The organism is Streptomyces sp. NPDC002156 (genome assembly GCF_053593675.1).
Genome location: NZ_JBSFDA010000005.1, coordinates 126,072 through 145,082, shown reverse-complemented (window position 1 = coordinate 145,082; position 19,011 = coordinate 126,072). Strand labels below are relative to the sequence as shown.

Annotated in this window: 16 protein-coding genes; 5 read left to right on the top strand and 11 right to left on the bottom strand. The window is 69.8% G+C overall.

Going from position 1 to position 19,011, the window contains the following annotated elements; genetic code table 11:
- Positions 1 to 82: 82 nt before the first annotated feature.
- The gene (locus tag ACWCRB_RS04550) at positions 83 to 2,026 is read right to left on the bottom strand and encodes an AMP-dependent synthetase/ligase (RefSeq protein ID WP_450994588.1); all 1,944 of its coding nucleotides are present in this window, start codon (positions 2,024 to 2,026) and stop codon (positions 83 to 85) included.
- A 358-nt stretch (positions 2,027 to 2,384) separates the two neighbouring features.
- Between ACWCRB_RS04550 and ACWCRB_RS04545 the strand changes: the two genes are divergently transcribed.
- Entirely contained in the window at positions 2,385 to 3,245 is an 861-nt protein-coding gene (locus ACWCRB_RS04545; RefSeq protein WP_450994587.1) for a MaoC family dehydratase, read from the top strand.
- A gap of 87 nt (positions 3,246 to 3,332) precedes the next feature.
- On the opposite strand, the gene ACWCRB_RS04540 is transcribed toward ACWCRB_RS04545, so the two are convergent.
- The 6 genes from ACWCRB_RS04540 to ACWCRB_RS04515 form a co-directional block, all read right to left on the bottom strand.
- Positions 3,333 to 3,995, bottom strand: coding sequence for a TetR/AcrR family transcriptional regulator (locus tag ACWCRB_RS04540; protein ID WP_450994586.1), 663 nt, complete (start codon positions 3,993 to 3,995; stop codon positions 3,333 to 3,335).
- Positions 3,996 to 4,021: 26 nt separating this feature from the next.
- Positions 4,022 to 4,342 carry a DUF4229 domain-containing protein gene (locus tag ACWCRB_RS04535; RefSeq protein WP_369034470.1) on the bottom strand — a complete coding sequence of 107 codons (321 nt, stop codon included), beginning with the start codon at positions 4,340 to 4,342 and terminating at the stop codon, positions 4,022 to 4,024.
- Positions 4,343 to 4,432: 90 nt separating this feature from the next.
- Positions 4,433 to 4,957 (bottom strand): N-acetyltransferase family protein, encoded by a 525-nt coding sequence (locus tag ACWCRB_RS04530; protein ID WP_450994585.1) that lies wholly within the window; start codon positions 4,955 to 4,957, stop codon positions 4,433 to 4,435.
- 123 nt (positions 4,958 to 5,080) lie between these two features.
- Positions 5,081 to 6,244 carry an aminofutalosine synthase MqnE gene (mqnE, locus tag ACWCRB_RS04525; protein ID WP_389352259.1) on the bottom strand — a complete coding sequence of 388 codons (1,164 nt, stop codon included), beginning with the start codon at positions 6,242 to 6,244 and terminating at the stop codon, positions 5,081 to 5,083.
- A 63-nt stretch (positions 6,245 to 6,307) separates the two neighbouring features.
- A complete protein-coding gene (locus tag ACWCRB_RS04520) occupies positions 6,308 to 6,763 on the bottom strand; it encodes an Lrp/AsnC family transcriptional regulator (protein WP_105972321.1) in 456 nt (151 codons plus the stop codon).
- 136 nt (positions 6,764 to 6,899) lie between these two features.
- Positions 6,900 to 7,622 (bottom strand): UbiX family flavin prenyltransferase, encoded by a 723-nt coding sequence (locus ACWCRB_RS04515; protein ID WP_450994584.1) that lies wholly within the window; start codon positions 7,620 to 7,622, stop codon positions 6,900 to 6,902.
- A gap of 211 nt (positions 7,623 to 7,833) precedes the next feature.
- On the opposite strand from ACWCRB_RS04515, the gene ACWCRB_RS04510 reads away from it, so the two are divergent.
- The gene (locus ACWCRB_RS04510) at positions 7,834 to 8,385 is read left to right on the top strand and encodes a rhomboid family intramembrane serine protease (RefSeq protein WP_450994599.1); all 552 of its coding nucleotides are present in this window, start codon (positions 7,834 to 7,836) and stop codon (positions 8,383 to 8,385) included.
- A 55-nt stretch (positions 8,386 to 8,440) separates the two neighbouring features.
- Here ACWCRB_RS04510 and ACWCRB_RS04505 read toward each other — a convergent pair whose 3' ends face one another.
- Entirely contained in the window at positions 8,441 to 8,815 is a 375-nt protein-coding gene (locus ACWCRB_RS04505; protein ID WP_369034466.1) for a peptidoglycan-binding domain-containing protein, read from the bottom strand.
- A gap of 230 nt (positions 8,816 to 9,045) precedes the next feature.
- Here ACWCRB_RS04505 and ACWCRB_RS04500 point away from each other — a divergent pair, with 230 nt between their 5' ends.
- On the top strand, positions 9,046 to 12,240 hold the full coding sequence (locus tag ACWCRB_RS04500; RefSeq protein ID WP_450994583.1) for an AfsR/SARP family transcriptional regulator: 3,195 nt from the start codon (positions 9,046 to 9,048) through the stop codon (positions 12,238 to 12,240).
- A gap of 19 nt (positions 12,241 to 12,259) precedes the next feature.
- Here ACWCRB_RS04500 and mqnP read toward each other — a convergent pair whose 3' ends face one another.
- Positions 12,260 to 13,168, bottom strand: a complete 909-nt coding sequence (mqnP, locus tag ACWCRB_RS04495) for a menaquinone biosynthesis prenyltransferase MqnP (protein WP_450994582.1) — start codon at positions 13,166 to 13,168, stop codon at positions 12,260 to 12,262.
- Positions 13,165 to 14,622: a menaquinone biosynthesis decarboxylase gene (locus ACWCRB_RS04490; protein WP_450994581.1), complete on the bottom strand. Its 1,458-nt coding sequence runs from the start codon at positions 14,620 to 14,622 to the stop codon at positions 13,165 to 13,167. Before ACWCRB_RS04490 ends, mqnP begins: the two co-directional genes overlap by 4 nt.
- 97 nt (positions 14,623 to 14,719) lie before the next feature.
- On the opposite strand from ACWCRB_RS04490, the gene ACWCRB_RS04485 reads away from it, so the two are divergent.
- Both ACWCRB_RS04485 and ACWCRB_RS04480 read left to right on the top strand, forming a co-directional pair.
- The gene (locus ACWCRB_RS04485) at positions 14,720 to 15,118 is read left to right on the top strand and encodes a PLD nuclease N-terminal domain-containing protein (protein ID WP_450994580.1); all 399 of its coding nucleotides are present in this window, start codon (positions 14,720 to 14,722) and stop codon (positions 15,116 to 15,118) included.
- 125 nt (positions 15,119 to 15,243) lie between these two features.
- Positions 15,244 to 16,629 carry a purine-cytosine permease family protein gene (locus ACWCRB_RS04480; protein ID WP_450994579.1) on the top strand — a complete coding sequence of 462 codons (1,386 nt, stop codon included), beginning with the start codon at positions 15,244 to 15,246 and terminating at the stop codon, positions 16,627 to 16,629.
- Between the two features lie 190 nt (positions 16,630 to 16,819).
- Here ACWCRB_RS04480 and ACWCRB_RS04475 read toward each other — a convergent pair whose 3' ends face one another.
- On the bottom strand, positions 16,820 to 18,610 hold the full coding sequence (locus ACWCRB_RS04475; protein WP_450994578.1) for an acyl-CoA dehydrogenase family protein: 1,791 nt from the start codon (positions 18,608 to 18,610) through the stop codon (positions 16,820 to 16,822).
- Positions 18,611 to 19,011: the final 401 nt, after the last annotated feature.

The window sequence follows — 19,011 nt, the reverse complement described above, 5'->3', positions numbered from 1 at the left end:
GTCGGCAGGCCGGCCGCCGCGTTGCCGGGGTTGACGCGCCCCGCGCCCCGCGCCCCTAAAAGCTAAAAGCGGTCCGTCTCGGTTACCGGTCGTAGAGGGCCTCTGCCTCTGTTGCGAAGTCGCGCATGATTTCGAAGCGGCGGAGTTTCATTGAGGGGGTGAGGTGGCCGGCTTCCTCTGTGAAGTCGACGGGGAGGATGGTGAAGCGGCGGATCGACTCCGGGCGGGAGACGAGTTTGTTGGCCTCCTCCACCGCGCGTTGGATGACCGCCCTCAAGTCGGCGTCATCCATGAGGAGTTCGGCCGGTACGGGGTGCTTGCCCTGCATCTGGCGCCAGTGGGTGAGGCCCGCCGGGTCCAGGGTGATCAGGGCCGAGATGTAGGGGCGGCCGTCGCCCAGGACCATCGCCTGGGAGATCAGGGGGTGGGCCCGCAGCCAGTTCTCCATGGGCGCCGGGGCCACGCTCTTGCCGCCCGCCGTGATCAGGATCTCCTTCTTGCGGCCGGTGATCGTCAGATAGCCCTCGTCGTCGAACGACCCGATGTCACCCGTCGCCAGCCAGCCGTCCGGGGCCGCCGGGACTACGCCGCCCGCGCTCGGGTCCCAGTAGCCGCGCAGGATGTTCTCGCCCGCCAGCTCCACCTCGCCGTCGGCGGCGATCCTGACCCGGGTGCCGGGGATGGGCCAACCCACCGTCCCCACCCGGGGTTTGAGCGGTGGCGTGACCGTGGCCGCGCCCGTGGACTCGGTCAGGCCGTACCCCTCGTAGATCTCGATGCCCGCCCCGGCGAAGAACCCGGCGAGCGGCCGGCCGAGCGGTGAGCCGCCGCAGATCATGTAACGGACCCTGCCGCCCATGGCGTTGCGGATACGGCGGTACACCAGGGGGTCGTAGAAGGTGCGGGCTGTGCGCAGCGAACGGCTCGGGCCGTGGCCGGTGCCGTGCCGTTGGTCCTCGACCGCCTCGCTGTAGCGGCGGGCCACGTTCACCGCGCGGTCGAAGGACGAGAGCCGTTTGCCCATCTCGGCCCTCGCGCGGGCCGTGTTGAAGACCTTCTCCAGCATGTACGGGATGGCCAGGAGGCAGGTCGGCTTGAACTCCGCCAAGTCCCCCAGCAGGTCTTCGGACTTGAGGCTCGGGGCGTGGCCGAGCCGCACCCTCGCCCGTAGGCACGCGATGGCCACCATCCGGCCGAAGACGTGCGACATCGGCAGGAACAGCAGCACCGACGCCTCCTCCTTCGTCCGGTCCCGGAAGACGGGGTAGAGGAGTTCGATGGCGTTGTCGACCTCGGCGAAGAAGTTGCCGTGCGTGAGCGCGCAGCCCTTCGGGCGGCCGGTCGTGCCCGAGGTGTAGATGAGGGTGGCGAGCGTGTCGGGCCCCAACACCCCACGCCGTACGGCGACTTCCTGGTCCGGCACGTCCCTGCCCAGCTCGGCGAGCCGCTCCACGTGCCCCTTCTCGAAGACCCACATGTGCTGGAGGTCGGGGATCCGGTCGCGCTCCGGGCCGAGGGCGGCGGCCTGGGCGACCGTCTCCGCGGCGAGGGCCACGGCGCCGGAGTCCTGGAGGATCCAGCGGACCTGGAAGGCGGAGGACGTCGGGTAGATGGGGACGGTGACGAGACCCGCCGCCCACGCGGCGAAGTCCATGAGCGTCCACTCGTACGTCGTCCGCGCCATGATGGCCAGCCGGTCGCCCGGCACCAGGCCCTCGGCGATCAGTCCCTTGGCCACCGCGAGCACCTGCTCGGCGAACTCGGCCGCCGTCACATGCGCCCAACTCCCGTCCGGCGTACGGCGGCTGAGGATCGTCGCCGCGGGCGCCTGGTCCGCGTTGTCGAACGGGATGTCCGCGAGCGAGCCGTAGGTCACGGACGTCACGACCGCGGGTACGGACACCTCGCGCACGGCCCCGTCCAACCGCCGTATCTCGGGCTCCACCAGGAGGGGTTCGCCGTCGTAGCCGACGGCGGACACGGGCAGTGGCGAGGACGGGGTGGAGGGCGGGAACGACGAGGACACGGGCGGCTCCTGTGGCGTGCAACGGCCTTCCGGGGCGTGCACCTCCGGTGGCGTTCGCCACGGGTGTACGACGGCCTCGGTTACCGCTGGTTAGGAACCGGATCGTACGGCTCGCACGTGTGGGGTTCGTGCGGGTTCGGGGGTGATGGGGCGGCGGGGGTGTGCAAGCTCAGGTGTCGCACAGGCTACCGATGAGTCAACTTGCCCTGTCCTGAGCGTTTTTCACGTTAGCACCGGCCCCATGCGCCTTCCTAGGCCTTCTTCACACCTTCTACTCATCGGCACCTATGGGCGATCCGGGGCTTACCTCCGGTAACCTGACTCCGGAGTAAGTACGGTACCGAGGTGGGAGTTGACCATGGCCGACCGTTCCCTTCGCACCCTCGACCGGTCCCCGGCCCTCGCGCCGCTGCTCACCCGGGGCGCGCTGCTCTCCCCCGCCAAGAAGCTCACCCTCAACAGGCCCCGCCCGCACGCCGATCGCCCCCGCACCCGCCTCGTCCTGCCCGGCGTACGCATCGACCTCGCCCGCCTCGCCGCCTACGAACGCGTCTGCGGCTTCCCCGTCGGCGACGACGCCCTCCCCGTCACCTACCCGCACGTCCTCGGCTTCCCCCTGGCCATGCGCCTGATGACCGACCGGAGCTTTCCGCTGCCGCTGCTCGGGCTGGTGCACACGTCGGTGGAGATCGTCCGCTGGCGGCCGCTGGCGGCCACCGGGTTGTACGAACTCTCCGTGTACGTCGATGAGTTGACGGCGCATCGGCGGGGGACGGAGGCGGCGGTGCAGACGGAGGTGCGGGAGGGGGAGGAGTTGGTGTGGGAGTCGCGGAGTACGTATCTGGCTCGGCACGGTGCTCGTGCGGTTGGGCCGTCCGTCCGCGAGGAGCGTGAGGTGTTGCCTGTTGTCGCCGAGTGGCGGCTCGGTGGGGATGTCGGTCGGCGGTATGCCGCCGCGTCCGGTGACCGGAACCCGATCCACCTGAACGCGGTCGCCGCCCGGCTGTTCGGGTTTCGGCGGGCGATTGCCCATGGCATGTGGACCGTCGCTCGGTGCCTGGCCGCCCATGGTGTGCCTGAATCGGCTCTGGTTCGGGGTGAGTTCAGGGCGCCTGTGTTGTTGCCGGGGGCGGTGGGTTATGGGGCGGACGGGTTTGGGAGCTTTGAGCTGCGGGGTGAGGGGCGGGTGCATTTGCTGGGGGAGGTTCGGGCTGTGTGAGGGGTTGTTGGGTTGGTGCGGCGCCGTGGGGGCTGGTCGCGCAGTTCCCCGCGCCCCTTCAGGGGCCTGCGGCCCCATCAAGGGCGGCTAGGCCTCCGTGCGGGAAGTCTCGGTCGGGGGTGTCCACGGGGTGCCTGCCATCAGGCTGTTCAAGCCCGACCACGCGAAGTTCATCAGGGTCGTCGCTGCCTGTTTGGCAGTGACGCCCGGGGTGGCGTTCGCCCAGGCTGCCAGGGACTCGGCGGCGCCTACCAGGGCCTCGGCGAGGCCGGCGACCTCTCGTTCCGGGAGGGAAGGGTCGCGGTGGGCCTCGCGGGCCGCGATCACGATCAGCTGCGTGACGAACGCGACGATCTCCTCGCGCATCACGGTGACCTCGGCCGCGAACGGCTCGCCGTGGGTGCGGGCCTGGAGGTGGAGTACCGACCAGCCGTCCGGGTTCTGGGCGGTGTGCGTGAAGAACGCGCGCAGGCCGTCCCAGAGTTGACGGTCGGCGGGAAGCGCCGGTTCGACGCCGACGCGGACGGCCTCGGTGAGTCTCCTCGCCTCGCGCCGGATGCAGGCGGTGAAGAGCTCTTCCTTCGAGTTCAGGTACAGATAGACCAACGGCTTGGAGACACCGGCGAGTTCGGCGATCTCGTCCATCGACGCGGCCATGTACCCACGCTGCCCGAAGGTCCGTACGGCGGCGTCCAGCATCTGCTGCTCACGGACGGCACGCGGCATCCGTTTGTTCTTCACAGCACCCATGAGGGCAAGGGTAGTTGCGGCGTGGGTCAGGAGGGCTGGCTCTGAGCCTGGGTCTGGGCTTGGGCGCGAGCGGCCTCGTCGACCGCCTCGTCCTCCTGGCTGCGGTTCGCGTCCAGGTTGGCCTTGACGCGGTCCACCTTCTCGACGATCTGCACCGACGCCCGGTCCCGCTCCTTGCGGAGCACCACGAAGCTGATCGGCGCGGAGATCACGAGGGAGAGCAGGATGACCCACATGCCGTTGGAGCTGCCCAGGCCGCGCGGAGCGATACCGGAGTAGACAGCGCCCCAGACGACCAGCAGACAGGCCACCAAGATCCCGAAGCGCATCAGCGTGTAGCGGAGCATCTCAATCCACTCTTCTTCCGGTCCGAACATTGCCAATAACGGGCGTCATCCAGTGAAACACGCCCAGGTCACGATCTTGCAGTGGGGTACTCAGAGCAGCGGCAAGAGCATGGTGACGTCATCGCGGTCGTCCCCCGGGGCGACCCGTATCGCACCGGGCACACGGCCGACCTCCTTGTAGCCGCAGGAGCCGTAGAAGCGCTCCAGGCCCAGTCCGCCCCGGCACCCGAGCCGTATCGCCTCGATACCGTCGAGCCCACGGGCGGCGTCGGCGACGGCCGCCATCAGGTCCCGCCCGTACCCCTTGCCCTGACACCTGGGATGCACCATCACCGTGTAGACCCACAGCCAGTGCGTCCGCAGCCGATGAGTGTTGAACATGAGAAACGCGGTCGCCGCAACCCGCCCCTCCTCGTCACGACCGACAAGCAGCCGCGCGCCACCCCCCGCGAGCGCCGCAAGCTGCTTCACCAACTCGGGCCGTATCGACTCCCGCGTCACGGGCGCCACAAACCCGACCGCACCCCCGGCATTGGTGACATCGGTCCAGAGATCGAGAATCCCGTCGCGGAGGGCGGGAGTGACAGCAGGGTCGAAAGTAAAAGTAAGGGCCACCAGAGAATGGTAGCCATTACATCCGCGCCCCTGGACGGCTAGGGCGAAGCCCAGCCGTCAAGGGGCGCGGGGAACTGCGCGACCAGCCCCCACCGGACCCGCACCCGCAAACTTCCCGCAGGTTCAGACCCGCATCGGCTGCGGCGACTCCCGCCGAGCCGGATCCGGCCCCTCGTACTCCCGAATGATCTCGTACCGCGTGTTGCGCTCCACCGGCCGGAACCCGGCGTCCCGGATCAGGTCCAGCAGATCCTCACGCGTCAGCTTGTTCGGCGTGCCGTAGTTGTCGGCGTCATGCGTGATCTTGTACTCGACGACCGAGCCGTCCATGTCGTCGGCGCCGTGCAGAAGGGCGAGCTGCGCGGTCTGGACGCCGTGCATGACCCAGAAGACCTTGACGTGCGGGACGTTGTCGAACAGCAGCCTCGACACCGCGAAGGTCTTGAGCGCCTCCGCGCCGGTCGCCATCTGCGTACGGGCCTGGAGCCTGTTCCGTACCTTGCCGTCCTTCATGTCGACGAAGTCGTGCTGGTAGCGGAGCGGGATGAAGACCTGGAAGCCGTTCGTCTCGTCCTGCAGCTCACGGAGCCGGAGCACGTGGTCGACGCGGTGGCGGGGCTCCTCGATGTGGCCGTACAGCATGGTGCACGGGGTCTTCAGACCCTTCTCGTGCGCCAGGCGGTGGATCCGCGACCAGTCCTCCCAGTGGGTGCGGTGGTCCACGATGTGCTGCCGGACCTCCCAGTCGAAGATCTCGGCGCCACCGCCGGTCAGGGATTCGAGGCCCGCGTCGATCAGCTCGTCGAGGATCTCCGACGCCGACAGCCCGCTGATCGTCTCGAAGTGGTGGATCTCCGTGGCCGTGAAGGCCTTGAGCGAGACGTCCGGCAGGGCGGCCTTCAGCTCGCGCAGGGAGCGCGGGTAGTAGCGCCACGGGAGACTCGGGTGCAGCCCGTTGACGATGTGCAGCTCGGTGAGGTTCTCGCCCTCCATCGCCTTGGCGAGCTTCACCGCCTCCTCGATGCGCATCGTGTACGCGTCCTTCTCGCCCGGCTTGCGCTGGAACGAGCAGTAGGCGCAGGAGGCGGTGCACACGTTGGTCATGTTGAGATGCCGGTTGACGTTGAAGTGGACGACGTCACCGTTCTTCCGCGTCCGCACCTCGTGCGCGAGCCCGCCGAGCCAGGCCAGGTCGTCCGACTCGTAGAGCGCGATGCCGTCCTCGCGGGTCAGCCGCTCACCGGCCCTGACCTTCTGCTCCAGCTCGCGCTTGAGTCCGACGTCCATACCCACACCCTTCTCCGGCAACCCGACAATCCGCCAACATGCCCAACCGTACGACCAGCCCGCTCAGACCTCTTCGGGCAGGTCTCCGACCCTGTTCTCCCACTTCGTGGAGAGCACGACGGTCGTACGGGTCCTGGAGACGCCCTGGATCCCGCTGAGCCGCCGGATGGTCTTCTCCAGACCGTCGACGTCACTCGCCCGCACCTTGAGCATGAACGAGTCGTCGCCCGCGATGAACCAGCAGTCCTCGATCTCCCCGAGGTCCCGGAGCCGGCGCGCCACGTCCTCGTGGTCGGCCGCGTCGGACAGCGAGATGCCGATGAGCGCGATGACTCCGAGGCCGAGCGAGGCGGAGTCGACGGTGGCGCGGTACCCGGTGATGACACCGGCCGCCTCCAGCCGGTTGATGCGGTCGGTGACACTGGGTCCCGACAGACCGACGAGGCGCCCCAGCTCGGCATAAGAGGCCCGGCCGTTCTCCCTCAGGGCCTGGATGAGCTGCCTGTCCACCGCGTCCATGCGATCGAGCCTTCCGATGAAGAATCTTGAAGTTTGCCGATAATGCTGAAAGTGCTGGTGATGCTGAAAGTGTTGAAGGTTCTGCTGGTGCTCAGAGTGATGAGCGGTACCTCGGATCACTGATACGGCCTCGGACTCAGCCGTTATCAGTACGGGACGTACGCGACGCCCCGCCGCCGAGTTCGCCCTCCCAGCGGCGGTACAGCCCGTGCGGGACGCCCGCCGCGTCGAGCACACGCCCGGCGACGAAGTCCACCAGGTCCTGGATGTGGGTGGCGCCGGCGTAGAAGGCGGGCGAGGCCGGTACGACGCTCGCGCCGGCGTCGTCCAGCGTCACCAGGTGCCGCAGTGTCTGCCCGTTGAGCGGGGACTCCCGCACGGCGACGACGAGCGTGCGCCGCTCCTTGAGGGTCACACTGGCCGCCCGCTGCAACAGATCCTTGGACAGCCCGAGCGCGACCCCGGCCACACAGGCGGTGGACGCGGGCACGATCAGCATCCCCTTGGTGGCGTACGACCCGGAGGAGGGCCCGGCGGCGAGGTCACCGGCAGCCCAGTGCCGTACGCCGCTGATGTCCACGTCGAAGGTGCCGGGCTTGCCGTCGGCGCCCCGGGTCAGCCATTCGCGCAGGTCGTCCTGCCAGTGGGCGTCCCGGAAGGAGATCCCGGTCTCGTCGAGCAGCGTCAGCCGGGAGGCCCGGGACACGACGAGGTCGACGCTCTCGCCCGCGTCGAGGAGGCCGCGCAGGACGGCGGCGGCGTATGGCGTGCCGGAGGCGCCGGACACCCCCACGATCCAAGGCGCGCGCGGCGTCTCTCCTGGCTTGAGTGGGTTCACGGGTCCGAGCTTATCCGGCATCGTGGGGTGGGAACCGGGGGAGGGCGCTCAGGCGTTCCCTGGAAGGGACGAGTTGATTCGTCCGTGATGGGCGGGACGGGGGTCTGCCATGTGGGAGAAGTGGAATCCGGCGGGAACGGGCCGGTCCGGTGCGGGCCCTGACCTGCCCGGCGGCCGTCTTTCCGACGCTCGCCCGTCCGGCGGTGACCGCGCGAAGGCCGCCGCCAAGCTGATGCTCGCCTGGGTGGCGCTGCTGTGGCTGCTGGAGGCCGTCGACGCGGTGAGCGGCCACGCGCTGGACGGCCTGGGCATCACCCCCCGCACACCCTCCGAGCTGGTCGATGTCGTCCCGGCGTCCTTCATCCACTTCGGCTTCGCCCATGTGGCCGCCAACAGCGTCCCGCTGCTGGTCCTCGGCTTCCTCGCGGCCCTGGGCGGCCTGCGCCGGTTCGCCGCGGTATGCGCGCTGATCATCGTCGTCGGCGGACTGGGCGTGTGGCTCATAGCCCCGGCACACACCAACACAGCAGGCGCCTCCGGCCTGATCTTCGGCCTCTTCGGCTACTTGCTGGTGACGGGCTTCGTGGAACGCCGGCCACTGGGCATCGTGGTCGGTCTGCTCGTGGCGGCCATCTGGGGCACGACGTTCCTGGCGGGCCTGGCTCCGACCCAGACGGGGGTCAGCTGGCAGGGGCATTTGGTCGGGCTGATAGCGGGGGTGGGGGCGGCGGTTGTGTTTCGGCGGCGGGGGGCTTCGGGCGAGTTGACGTCGTCGGGGCGCTGACAGGTGTCCGGCCGCTGGTCTCGGGGACCAGCGGCCGGGGTCCTAGAGCGAGTCGTCAGCACGCATAGCTGTTCGACCTGGCCCAGATGTTGAGCTGTCCCCAGGTGTCGTCGCCGATGAGCGCGTCGTCGTCGAGGCCGGTGCAGCGCTGGAACCTCAGTACGGCGTTCCTGGTGTTCGTGCCGAAGTAGCCGTCCTCCACGAGGTTGTCTCCCGTCATGGACCAGTTCAGCTCGCACTGCGCCTGCTTCACCGCGAGCTTGTAGGTGTTGGGGGCGTACCCGAGCAGGGGCTCGTCAGGCGTGTACGTACAACGGCCCGCGATGATCGCGGCCTGCGCCGGCGCCGCCGTGACGAGCGGCACCGCGCCCGCGACACCCACGGTCGCCATCGTGGCCACGATCATCGAGACGATTCGTTTGCGGAGCATCTGGTTCTCCCTCTGTGAACGGCTCTTGTGGCAACCACTGTCGAACCGGGCGGTGCAACCGCAGCGCAGTCCCGGTGCAGCCCTGGTGCAGCCCCAGCGCAGTCACGCGCGGATTGTTCGGACCTTGTTTGTTCGGCACGGGAGCCCCGATCCCGAACAACGGCACCGCTGGTACTTCTGGACCCGGTGACCACCGGAAAGCACCATCAGGGGGATGTACGGGGGGAAATGTGGAGTTCCGTCTACTCGGTCCCGTGGAGGTCTGGGACTCGGGCCAACCGCTGACGCCGTTCGCGCGGAAACCGACCGCCCTGCTGACCGCCGGCCTGCTCGACGCCGAGCGGGTCGTGTCGGTCGACCGGCTGATCGACGCCGTGTGGGGAGAGCGGCCCCCGGACACGGCCGCCAAGCTCGTCCAGAGCTATGTGTCCCGGCTCAGACAAGCCCTGCACCGGCCGAATCACCCCGAGGTGATCGTGACCCGGCCCGGCGGCTACCACTTCCGGGCCGACGAGGCCGAACTCGACGTACGCCGCTTCCAGAACCTGCTGACACACGGCCGTACGGAGGCCAGGAACGGCGAGCACGCCGCCGCCGCGGACACCCTGGCGGCGGCCCTGGACCTGTGGCGCGGCCCCGCGCTCGGCGGCCCGGAGACCTCGACGCTCCAGCTGGAGGCGGCCCGCCTGGAGGAGATGCGGATGACCGCCGTCGAGGACCTGCTCGGCGCGCGGCTGGCGGCGGGCGCCGGGGCCGAACTGGTCGGCGAGCTGACCCGGTTGGTCGCCGGACAGCCCCTGCGGGAGCGGCTGCGCGCCCTCCTCATGACGGCCCTGCACCGCTGCGGACGCCGCGCGGAGGCGCTGCGGGTGTACCGGGACGGCCACCGCGTACTCCGTACGGAACTGGGCATCGAGCCGAGCAGCGAACTACGGGACCTGCACGCCTGGCTACTGACCGGCGACGACCGACAGCCCCCAGAACTCTGCAACGGAGTCCAGCGTCACCCACCCAGGGGCGCGGGGAACTGCGCGACCAGCCACAACGCACCCGCACCCAAAGAACTACCCCCCTCACCCCCACCCCCCGACGACCGCCGAAGCCCCGAAGCCCCACCGGTCCAAGCCAGAAGACCGGGCCCGCCACCCGCGCAACTCCCCGCCCCACCTCCCTGGCTGACCGGACGCGACACAGCCGCCGACCACCTCGTGTCCGCCCTGCAAAACACCAACACCAACACCGCCCCCCGCCTCTGTGTAATCCACGGCATGCCGGGCATCGGCAAGTCCGCGCTCACCCTCCACGTCGCCCACCACTTGGCGTCCGCCTTCCCGGACGGCCACCTCTACGCCGAGCTGTGCGGCACGGACCCCGCCCAGGCCGCGCCCCCGGCCGGGATCCTCGGCGGATTCCTCCACGCCCTGGGCGTGCGCCCCACCGACCTCCCCGCCTCCACCGCCGAACGCGCCGCCGCCTACCGCAGCCTCCTGGCCGGTCGGCGCGTGCTCGTCGTGCTGGACGACGCCGCCGGGGACGACCAGGTCCGGCCCCTCCTCCCGGGCGCGGGGCCCGCCGCGGTGCTCGTCAACAGCCGCCGGAGTCTGCCCGGCCTCGACGCGACGGCCCGTATCGGCCTGGAGGTGCTCGGACGGGAGCACACGGTCCAGCTCCTCGGCCGGCTGGTGGGCCGCGACCGGCTCGCCGCCGAGCCCAGCGCCGCCGCCGAGATCGCCCGGCTGTCGGGGGGTCTGCCGCTCGCCGTGCGGATCGTGGGATCCCGGCTCCGTTCCGGCTGCCGGTGGCCGCTGCGGACGCTCGCCGACCGGCTCCGGGACGAGGACCAGCGGCTGGACGAGCTGACCTGCGGTGATCTGGACGTCCGGGCCAGGATCGAGGCCGGCTACCGGGCCCTGCCGGAGCGCGAGCGCCGCGTCTTCCGCCGGCTGGGTCTGCTCGGCTCGCCCGACTTCGCGGCCTGGGTCGCCGGGCCGCTGCTGGGCGTCGACCAGCCGTCCGCCCAGCGTCTGGTCGAACGACTCGCGGAGGCACGGCTGCTGGAGCCGCTCGGCGTGGACCGGACCGGGCAGGCGAGATACCGCTTCCACGACCTCGTACGGCTGTACGCACGGGAGCGGGCCGAGCGGGAGGTGGCCCCCGAGCAGCGCCGCGCGGCGGTGTCACGGCTGCTGCACACCTGGCTGACGCTGGTCTGCCGGGCCGGTGCCGCCGAGCCCAGCGGGACCGTTCACCTCAAGCCCCGGGCGGCGGACCACACGGCCGATCCCGCGCTCGTGGCCACGCTGCTCGACCGGCCGGGGGACTGGCTCGCGGCCGAACACACCTCGCTGGTGGCCGCCGTGGACCTGGCCGCCGGGCTCGGCCTCGACGAGCAGGCGTGCGACCTGGCGACGGCGCTGGTCCAGGCGACCTTCCGGGTCAACAACCGGTTCGACGCCTGGTGGCGCACCCACGACACGGCCCTGAAGGCCGCGCGGCAGGCGGGCAACCGGCGCGCCGAGGCCGTACTGCTCAACGGTCTCGGCCAACTCCGCTACGAACAGGACCGTTTCGCCGACGCGAACCACCACTACCGCGAGGCCCTGGTCCGCTTCCGCCGCCTCGGCGACGTGACCGGCCAGTCCACGGCCCTGTCGGGGATCGCGGTCGCCAGCCGCGAGCAGGGCCACTTCGCCGAGGCCATGGCCTGCCTGGAACAGGCCCTGCCCGGCTTCGAACAGGGCGGGGACGGCGCCGGGGTGGCCGGTACGCACTACGACCTGGGCGCGATTCTCCGGGAGCAGGGCCGCTCCGAGGAGTCCATGGCCCATCTGCGCCGCGCGGCCACCGTCTACCGGTCCCTGGGCAGCCGGCGCGGTGAGGCACTGTCCCTGCGGGGCATCGGCCTGGTGCACCGCGCCGACGGCGACCTGGCGCTCGCCGAGGAGCGGTGCTCCCAGGCCCTGATCATCCTGCGCTCGACGGGCGACCGGCTCATGACGGCGTACGCGGCACAGGCCCTGGCCAAGGTCCGCTTCCGCAGGTGTCCCGTCGGCGCGCAGGCGTCCGCGCTCCGGGAACTCCGGGAGTCGCTGCTGGTCTGCCGGGAGCTGGACGACGGCTTCGGTGAGGCGCTCGTCCTGCGCACGCTCGGCGAACTCCATCTGTCCGGCGGGGAGCTGGAGCCCGCCGCCACCTGTCTGGAACAGGCACTGGACCGGTGGACGCGGCTCAGTCTGCCGCTCTTCCGGGCCCGTACGCTGCGCGACCTGGCCCGGCTCCACGAGCTGCGCGGAGACGGGCCGGCCGCGCTGGCCATGCAGCGGGAGGCGCTGCGGACGTTCCGGCGCTACGGCACCCGGGAGGCGGCGGAGCTGCGCGCGCTGCTCGGCGCCCCCGCCGTACACGCGGCGCGTGAACCCGAGTAGGCCGAGCAGACCGACCGCGCTACGGCGTGAGGCCCCGGGCCAGCAGGTCCAGCAGCGCGCACACGAAAAGGGCGATCCCGATGAATCCGTTGACGCTGAAGAACGCCCTGTTGAGCCGCGACAGATCATGCGGCCGGACGACCCGGTGCTCGTACACGAACGCCCCCGTCACGATCACCAGCCCCAGATGGAAGATCGGCCCCGCGTCGGTGGCGACCCCGTACCCGATGAGCAGGACCGTCGTCAGGGCGTGGCAGACCCGCGCGCCCCACACCGCCGCCGGGATGCCGAAACGTGCGGGCACCGACAGCACGCCGGTCTCGCGGTCCGTCTCGACGTCCTGGCAGGCGTAGATCAGGTCGAAGCCGCCGATCCAGATGCCGACGGCGAGGCCGAGGATGACCGCGTCCCAGGACCACTCCCCCGTGATCGCCAGCCAGCCGCCGACCGGGCCCATGGCCTGGGCGAGACCCAGGATGGCCTGCGGGAAGTTCGTGAACCGCTTCCCGTACGGGTACACGACCATCGGGATCACGGCGACGGGGGCGAGGGCCAGGCAGAGGGGGTTCAGGAGGGCCGCCGAGCCCAGGAAGATCACGACGGCGATCAGCGCGCCGGTCCAGGCGTGCTTCACCGACATCGCGCCGGTCACCAGCTCGCGGTGGGCCGTACGCGGGTTACGGGCGTCGATCTCGCGGTCGATGATCCGGTTGACGGCCATCGCGAACGTCCGCAGGCCGACCATGCAGATCGTGACGAGGAGCAGCCTGCCCCAGTGGATGTTCTTGTCCGCCTGGAACATCGCCGTGAGCGCGGCGATGTAGGCGAAGGGCAGCGCGAAGATCGAGTGCTCGATCATGACCAGGCGCAGGAAGGCTTTCGTGCGGCCCGGCTGGGGCAGTTCAGCGGATGCGGATGCAGCACTCACAGGCCGTATTCCTTCCAGCGTCTGTCGACCGTCGCCGCCGTCTCCGGGTCGGACACCACCATCTCCGGCCAGCCGCCGTCCCGTGTGTAGCCCTCCTCGGGCCATTTCCGGGTCGCGTCGATGCCCGCCTTGCCGCCCCAGAACTGCTGGTAGGAGGCGTGGTCGAGGTGGTCGACGGGGCCTTCGGCCACCGTCAGGTCGCGGGCGTAGTCGGTGTTGCCGAGGGCCCGCCAGGCGACTTCGTGCAGGTCGTGGACGTCGCAGTCCGAGTCGACGACCACGATGAGCTTGGTCAGGGACATCATGTGGGCGCCCCAGACCGCGTGCATGACCTTCTGCGCGTGCTTCGGGTACTTCTTGTCGATCGCGACGATCGCGCAGTTGTGGAAGCCGCCCGCCTCGGGGAGGTGGTAGTCCACGATGTCCGGGACGATGATCTTCAGCAGGGGGAGGAAGAAGCGCTCGGTGGCCCGGCCCAGCGGGCCGTCCTCCGTCGGCGGCCTGCCGACGACGATCGACTGGAGCAGCGGTCGCCGCCGCATCGTCACACAGTCGATGGTGAGCGCCGGGAAGGGCTCCTGCGGGGTGTAGAAACCCGTGTGGTCACCGAACGGACCCTCAGGCAGCATCTCGCCCGGTTCCAGCCAGCCCTCCAGCACGACCTCCGCCTGCGCCGGCACCTGCAGGGGCACCGTCTTGCAGTCGACCATCTCGATCCGCTTGCCCGCGATGAACCCGGCGAACAGATATTCGTCGATGTCACCGGGGAGGGGTGCGGTGGACGCGTACGTCACGGCGGGCGGACACCCGAACGCGATGGCGACCGGCAGCCGCTCGCCCTTGCGCGCGGCCACCTGGTAGTGGTTCCGGCTGTCCTTGTGGATCTGCCAGTGCATGCCGATGGTGCGCTTGTCGTGCCGCTGGAGGCGGTAGAGCCCGAGGTTGCGTACGCCGTTCTCCGGGTCCTTGGTGTGCGTGAGCCCCAGGTTGAAGAAGGAGCCGCCGTCCTGCGGCCAGGTGAACAGGGCCGGGAGAAGGTCGAGGTCCACCTCGTCGCCCTTGAGGACGACCTCCTGCACCGGCGCGTTGTCGGACTTCACCTTCTTCGGCGGTACGTGCGTCATCGCGCCGAGCTTGCCGAATGCCTCGCGCACACCCACGAACCCGTGCGGCAGCTCGGGCTTCAGCAGCCCGCCGATCTTGTCGCTGATGTCCTCGTACGACGTCAGTCCGAGGGATTTCAGCAGCCTGCGGTCGGTGCCGAACACGTTCATCGCCAGTGGCATCGCCGACCCGCGCACGTTCTCGAAGAGCAGCGCGGGCCCGCCTGCCTTCTGCACCCGGTCGACGATCTCCCCGACCTCCAGGTACGGGTCCACCTCGGCCTTGATGCGCTTGAGGTCACCCTCGCGCTCCAGCGCCCTGAGCAGGGAGCGAAGATCGTCGTAAGCCATGCGTTCCAGTATCCGTTACGCACTACCCTGGACCCGTCAGCGGGGGCCGGACGCGACCGTCAGAGCGCCCGGACAGCGACTCAAGGGGAACCGATACATGCTCCGGGTGCTGATCGTCCTGGTGCCTCTCGCACTGAGCATCTACGCGTTCATCGACTGCGTGACCACGCAGGAGAAGGACGTCCGCTTCATGCCCAAGCCCGTGTGGGCCCTGCTCATCCTGCTGTTCCCGCTGGTCGGCTCCATCTCCTGGCTGATCATCGGCCGCGACCGCGCCAACTCCCGGCGCATGGGCTCCGCCTCGGGCGGCCAGTGGGTCGCCCCGGACGACAACCCCGAGTTCCTGAAGTCCCTCAAGGACGAGAAGGCCGAGAAATCCGACGCCGCCGAGCCGGTGGAGGACGACGACGCCCACCTCCGCGACTGGGAGGCCGACCTGCGCCGCCGCGAGGAGGAACTGAAGCGCAGGGAGAACGGCGAGGAGCCGAAGGACTGATGCCCACGGGGGCTGCTGGCAGCCCCCGTACAAGCTGCCCCGTACAAGCTGTACGCCGACGAGCCCCCCGAAGCGGACAATGCGCCCCTGGGCCGGAGGTTGCGGGGGCCGGACACTTACCTCGCATGACGACTGCTCCCGCCGGCACCACCAGTCCCCCACCTGCCCCCGCGTACGGCGACAAGGTCATCGCCGTGGAGGCGGCGGGCTCGGAACCCATTCCGGACGCCGAACGGCACGGCGGTCCGCTCCAGTTGCTCTGGACCTGGGCCTCGCCGAACATCGAGTTCGCGACCGTCTACATCGGTGTGATCTCGGTCCTCTTCTTCGGGCTGAACTTCTGGCAGGCGTCCGCGGCTCTGCTGCTGGGCACCGCGCTGGGTTCGCTGACGCACGGGATCCTCTCGCTCGACGGGCCCCGGTTCGGCGTACCGCAGATGGCGATCGGCCGGTTCTCCTTCGGGTTCAAGGGGAATCTGCTGCCCGCCGGTGTGAACGCGCTTGTCGCGGGCGTCGGTTGGTTCGCCGTCAACAGTGTGAGCGCCGCTTTCGCGCTCAACACGCTGACCGGACTGCGTCCGCTCCCCTCCCTGTTGCTGGTGGTGGCGGCGGAGATCGTGATCGGCTTCATCGGCCACAACTTCGTACACGCCTTCGAGAAGTACGCGTTCCCGGCACTCGCGGTCGTGTTCCTGCTGGCCGGCGTCTGGACGTTCAAGGAGGCGGACCTGGGCGCGCCGGGCGCCGGTGGCGGTATCGGCGGGTTCCTGCTCGCGTTCAGCGCGGCCTGGGGGTACACGGCCGGCTGGAACCCGGGTGCCTCGGACTACTCCCGCTACCTTCCCCGTACGGCCGACCGCTTCCGGACCGTGCTCTACCCGGCGGTGGGCCTGTTCGTGTCCGTCGCCGTCGTGGCGCTGATCGGCGCGGCCTCGGCGACGATCGTCGCTCCCGAGGGCGCGTCCCCGACGGCGGCCTTCACAGGTCATCTCCCGGGCTGGCTCAGCAACTTGGTGCTCCTCGCGATCATCCTGGGCGCGGTCTCGGCGAACGCCATCAACGTCTACTCGTCGGCGATGTCGATCACCTCTCTGGGGCTGCGGCTGCCCGTCTGGCTGGGGCGGAGCGCGATCGTCGTGCTGTGCGGGCTCGCGGGTACGGCGGCGGCCTGGTCGGCGCTGGAGGACGCGGGGCACGCGTACGAGGCGTTTCTGCTGGTGATCGCCTACTGGGTGGGGCCGTGGCTCGGTGTGGTGCTGGTGGAGCGGTGGCTTCAGGCGCGGACGCCGGTGGAGACGCTGGAAGCGCGGCTGTCCGACCGGTCCTTCGCCAACTGGCCTGGCATCGGCGCCCTGTTGGCGGGCATCGCGGTGTCGGTGCCGCTCTTCTCCAACCAGGAGAAGTACGTGGGCTGGGTGCCGGAACAGTGGCCGGCCTTCGGTGACATCACGTGCCTGGTGGGGTTCGCGGTGAGTGCGGCACTGTACCGGGTGCTGCGGCGGGCGGCCTGAGCGCCGCTCACGAACGGCCGGGCGTGCATCCCCCACACGCCCGGCGCGCTTGATCGGTTGTCTCGGTCGAGCCTCTGCCCCAACTGAGCCTCTGCCCCAATTGAGCCTCCGCCCCAACCGAAGGTCATGTGCACGTCACCTTTAGGTCAGGAACCGCCTCGTCGCGGTTCGAGAACGCGGACCGGAAGGCTCACACACCGCTCAGCATCGGCAGCGCCGACAGGTGCTCCTCCGGGACGTCGAAGGCCTGCGTCAGGGTGCTGAGGTGCGGGCCGAGCCGGGTCGTGAGGGCCTGCAGGGTCTCCGGCAGGGCGCGTACCTGGTCGGCGGTGAGGGCGCCTTCGGCGAGTAGCAGTCCGCTGCGGGCACTGACCTGGCGGAGGAGGAAGAGCGCGCTCAGGTCCTCCAGGACGGCGTGTGTGATCGGGTCGGAGACGCGGGCGCAGGCGGCGAGGAAAGCGTCGGCGGCCTGGCCGACCGTGTACGTCTCCACGAGGTTGAGGGCGGCGTCGGACACGTTGTTCCAGCGGCTGAGGGCGTCGCCGCCGTTGTCACTACTCAGATCGCGACGGGCGGCGAGGTGCCAGTAACGCTCGGCGGTGGTGAGGGCGCGACGCAGCAGCCCCAGGTCGGCCAACGGCTCGTCGCCGGTGGGCCGCACGGGCTCCGCCGCCAACTCCTGCCCCAAGATCATCCCGGCGCCGGCGTTGCACCAGATCGCCACGTTGTCGCCCTCGGCGGTGATCGCGCCGTCCATGTCACCGGCCATGGCGGCGATCCCGTTCACGGGGAACAGCCCTCGGGCGCCGCACCGTTCCCGGCTCTCGGTCGCGATCTCGCGGGCCCGCCAGGTGACCCAGCCCTTGGTGACGGCGACCAGCCGCTCGGCGCCCACGCGGTCCTCGGGCGTGTGGGTGACCCAGCGTTCGGTGGCCGCCCGGTGCAGGAAGGTCATGGCGTAGGCGGTCGCGGTGTGGTCGAGGAGGCGGGTGTGGTGGCTGCGGTGGGCGGCGAGCGGGACGCGCTGCCCTGGGATCGGCCCGGATACGTGCCGGGTGTACGAGTACCGGACGGCGATCGCGAGTGCCGTCCGGGCCGCCCCGAGCCCGCAGGCACTCATGCACAGCTTGCCCGCCGTGACCCGGCTGATGGCGTGGAAGAACCGCTTGCGCGTACTGGCGACCGAGCTGACGAGGCTTCCGTCGGGCAGGAGTTGTCCGTGGACGCCCTGGACGAGGGCGGTGCGGGGCAGCCGTACGTTGTCGAAGTTGGTGGCGCAGTGGTCCACCGAGCTGCCGACACGCTCCGGAAGCAGGGTGACGGTGATGCCCGGCAGGGTGCCGAACTCGTCGCTCAGCGGGGTGAGGAAGAGGAAGGCGCCCAGGTCCTTGTCGTCGACGATCAGCCGGGCGGCGACCACCGCGGTCTTGGGGCCGCCCGCGGAGCTGGTGTTGGGCATGTACTTCTGCGCCCCGGGGTGCGGGGTGTGCAGGACGAACTCGTCGCGCTCCCGGTCGTACCGGGCGACGGTCTCCAGCGCCGGTACGTCGTTGCCGTGCGCGCGCTCGGTGACCAGGAAGGTCCCTATGCGGGACATGGTGGTGAAGTCCGTCAACTCGCGCGGCGGGGAGACCTGGTCGTCGACGACGCTGCCGAGAAAGAGGTTGTAGTGAATGCCGGCCACGGTGACCGTGGCGCCGTCCACGGGGCAGATCCACTCGTGCAATGCCGCGAGTCCGCGTGGGTCGTTGACGAAGTGTTCGGGCGAGGGAACGTGTTTGTTCAGGGCCCTTAGCCGCTCATAGGTGAGCTGCCGTCGCTCCTGGGTCCCCAGTCCCGGCCGATACCGGAACAGTTCCTCCGAGGCCGCTCTGCGCCAGCGGCCGTGGACCTCGTTTCCGTCCTCGCCGTCACTGAAGAGGAGGCTGGTGACGGCGGCTTGATCAAGCACTGGATGGGGCGTGCGCGTCTCCGTGGTCATGATGATCAAGATGCCCATTGCCATTCGAGGATCAACCAATTGTGACCAGGAGCACTTCATAAATTGCCGAATATGCGGCATTAATGGACAGGAATCAGCCGAAGTACGGCACTGGGGATTCAGGTGCTTTCGAACGCCAGATCGACCCACCCGAGGCGCCGAAATCAGCTAACCGGAATCCAGTTCGAGTGAATCGGAACACGGGATTCCAGAGTGGCCCGTGGTGTCATCGACAGGTTCGTTCAAAGGGCCGGACGGCACCGGTCGGGGGCTGATCCACCGCCTCCGGGGCTGTCCGACGCCAGCCGGATTCCGGTCGGATGTCGGCCGGAATCCGTATTGCTGGCGGGCGCGGCTGGTGATGTGTGGCTGGTGAATGTGGCTGCTGGGCATTGCCGGTG